The sequence below is a fragment of the Nonomuraea sp. NPDC049784 genome, assembly GCF_040659615.1.
In the GTDB taxonomy this organism is placed as follows: domain Bacteria; phylum Actinomycetota; class Actinomycetes; order Streptosporangiales; family Streptosporangiaceae; genus Nonomuraea.
This window is the reverse complement of record NZ_JBFAMX010000923.1, coordinates 1-2943: the sequence shown is the minus strand read 5'-3', so window position 1 is coordinate 2943 and position 2943 is coordinate 1. Positions and strand designations below refer to the sequence as shown.

General features: G+C 69.2%; 4 protein-coding genes. All 4 read left to right on the top strand.

The window, feature by feature from the left end; all coding sequences use genetic code 11:
* Positions 1–544 (top strand): chorismate-binding protein (locus AB0J09_RS61090; RefSeq protein ID WP_360713185.1); only part of this gene is annotated, 544 nt, incomplete at its 5' end.
* A gap of 151 nt (positions 545–695) precedes the next feature.
* Positions 696–1328 carry an isochorismatase family protein gene (locus tag AB0J09_RS61085; protein ID WP_360713183.1) on the top strand — a complete coding sequence of 211 codons (633 nt, stop codon included), beginning with the start codon at positions 696–698 and terminating at the stop codon, positions 1326–1328.
* A 266-nt stretch (positions 1329–1594) separates the two neighbouring features.
* Complete coding sequence (locus AB0J09_RS61080) at positions 1595–2173, top strand: methyltransferase domain-containing protein (RefSeq protein ID WP_360713181.1); 579 nt, start codon at positions 1595–1597, stop codon at positions 2171–2173.
* 70 nt (positions 2174–2243) lie between these two features.
* Positions 2244–2943, top strand: a 700-nt coding sequence (locus tag AB0J09_RS61075) for an MBL fold metallo-hydrolase (RefSeq protein WP_360713179.1), incomplete at its 3' end; no start/stop codon positions are given.

Genomic DNA, 2943 nt, shown 5'->3' with positions numbered 1-2943 from the left:
CCCCGCCAACCCGCGCGAGGACCAGGCCATCGGCCAACGCCTGCTGAACTCCGTCAAGGACCGCCACGAGCACCGCCTGGTCGTCGACGCCGTCGCGGCGGCACTGGCCGCCCACTGCGACCATTTGCACGTGCCTGAGCCGACCCTGCTGGCCACTCCCACGATGTGGCACCTGGCCACACCCATCATTGGCCGGCTGACCACCCCCGCACCTTCCTCGGTGGAGCTGGCCGCCGCCTTGCACCCCACTCCTGCCGTGTGCGGCACCCCCACCGCTGAGGCTGCCTCGCTGATTGCCGAGCTGGAGGGCGGGCTCGGCGTCGACCGCGGCTACTTCGCAGGGCTGGTGGGCTGGCAGGACGCCGCCGGCGACGGTGAGTGGGCGATCGCGCTGCGCGGCGGCGTACTGGAGGAGAGCCAGCAGCGGCTGCGCCTATACGCCGGCGCGGGCATCGTCGCTGGCTCCGACCCAGACCACGAGCTTGCCGAAACGGACGCGAAGTTCTTGACCATGCTGCGCGCCCTGCACGCCGTTCCGCGCTGAATCACCGGGCCGCGACACGTTCGCCCGGCCCCGCTCCGCAACCTGACCAGGCGGCGGGCACGCGCCAAGCAACAGCCCGGCTGCCCGTCAGGCCTCACCCTCCACAGAAGAGGACGTTCCCATGCCGTTGCCCCACGCCATCTCGTATGAGATGCCCGACACCTTCCCAGAGCCACGCGTGGACTGGACGCTGGACCCGGATCGGGCCCTGCTGATCGTGCATGACATGCAGGACTATTTCTTGCGCAGCTACTGCCGCGACACCTCGCCGGCGACGGACCTGATGTCCAACGTGCTGGCCCTGCGCGAGGCCTGCGCTGAGCTCAAGATCCCTGTGATCTACAGTCGGCAGCCTGGAGGCCAGACTCTCGCCGAACGGGGACTCCTGGCCGACTTCTGGGGGTCGGGTATCGGGCCAGCCCTCGCCGACACGGCCATCCCCGACGCGATCGCACCAAGCGCGGACGACCGTATGCTGACCAAGCGACGCTACAGCGCCTTCTACGGCACTCGACTGGAGCAGCTCCTAGCTGATGAGCGGCGCAATCAGATCATCATCTGCGGCGTCTACGCCCACATCGGTGTGTACTTCACCGCCCAAGACGCGCTGAACCGCAACATCAAGACCTTCATCGCCGCCGACGCCGTCGCCTCCTTCAACCGCGAGTTCCACGACATCGCCCTGCGCTGGGCCACAGACCTGCTTGCCGTCGTTGTGTCCACACGCAGCATCAACACCGCCCTGCGCGAGGCGCACGTGTCCACATCTCATCACTGCCCGTAGGTAGCCACGCGCCGCTGTGTCGCTCGTCTGACGGCTGCTGCCTTCGACGCCCGTCAACCGGCCGGCGAAGGAACGGCTCATCCGCGCACGCTCCTGCCCTTTCCCTTCGCCCCGGTCGGATATGCCCCCGAAAGGATCTTCCTGTGACCATGCCTGTCACCCCGGTGCCTGGACCACCGGGCCAGCCCTCGTCCACCGCGCGCGGCTCTGGGACGCGACCTCATGCCCACGCCCCTAGCAACAGCACGCCCCTGCGCGGCGATACGTTGGCCTTCCTTACCGCCAGCATCCGTCGCCCTCGCCAGATCGGCGCCATCGCGCAGAGCTCACGAGCGCTGGCCAGGATCGCGGCCGCTCCGGTACCCGTCACCGACACGCCCACTGTCGTCGAACTCGGCCCGGGTGCCGGTGTTGTCTCCGACGCCATCGCTCGTCGGCTGCCGAGGGGCGGCCGGCACATCGCCGTGGAAATCGACCCTGGGATGGCGCGGCACCTCAGGCGCACCCGGCCGTGGCTTCACGTGCTGGACGGCGACGCGGCCCGGCTCCGGAGTCTGCTCAACAGCTGCGACGTGGACCGTGCCGACGCGGTGATCTCCGCGCTGCCCTGGACGCGCATGCCCGCACACGTCCAACAGCGCATCCTGGAAGAGATCCATGCGACACTCAACCCCGGCTGCCGCCTCTCAACGATCATCACCTTGAGCGCCTGGCCGTTCGCCAGTTGCCGCCGCTTCCGCCGCCTGCTGGAGCACACGATCGGCCCGATCACCGTGCTGGGGCCTGTCTGGCGCAACATGCCGCCCGCGCTCGTGTTGACCTGCCCGAAGGCCCGTCATGTGTGAGCCTCGCATGAGTGGGCCACGACGATGGCCCGCCAGCTTCCGCAGCCGCCGCCTCCATCCGCTGCCTGGCGTGCGCGACCTTATCCGCATCGGACTGCAGGGCGGCTGGACCCGGCGAGACCTGTCCGACGCGCACTTGCTGCCCGTACACCATGGCGGTCTGCCACCCGCCGACCCTCGCACCATGGCCGTGACGTGGATCGGACACGCCTCATGGCTGGTCCGAGTCGACGGCCGGGCCATCTTGATTGACCCGGTCTGGTCCAACACGATCCCCGGGGTGCGGCCACGGCTCACCCCACCTGGGGTGCGCTGGGCCGACCTTCCCGCCATCGACGCCGTGGTGGTGACGCACGATCACATCGACCACTTCGACAAGCCCACCCTGGCCAGGCTGCCCCGCGACGTCGCCGTGCTGGTGCCGGCCAAGGTGGGAGGCTGGTTCCGCCGCCAGGGCTTTCGCCGAGTTCTGGAACTGGATTGGTGGGAGCAGGCCGACGTCGACGGCCTGAAGCTGGCATGCCTTCCCGCCGCGCACTGGTCCGGCCGCCACCCGCTGGCCGTCTATCGCAGCTTGTGGGCCAGCTGGCTGATCACCAGCCCGGCCGGGCAGCGCATCTACCACAGCGGCGACACCGCCTACGGCTCGCATTTCAGCGAGATCAGCGCTCGCTACCCCGGTATCGACCTGGCCCTGATCGCAGCGGGTGCCTATGCCCCGCGTTGGTTCCAGTCCTCGGCGCATGTGGACCCGCACGCCGCCGTCCAAG

Coding starts and splice junctions, on each gene's coding strand:
- AB0J09_RS61085 (WP_360713183.1), top strand. CDS start 696: ATGCCCGACACCTTCCCAGAGCCACGCGTGGACTGGACGCTGGACCCG.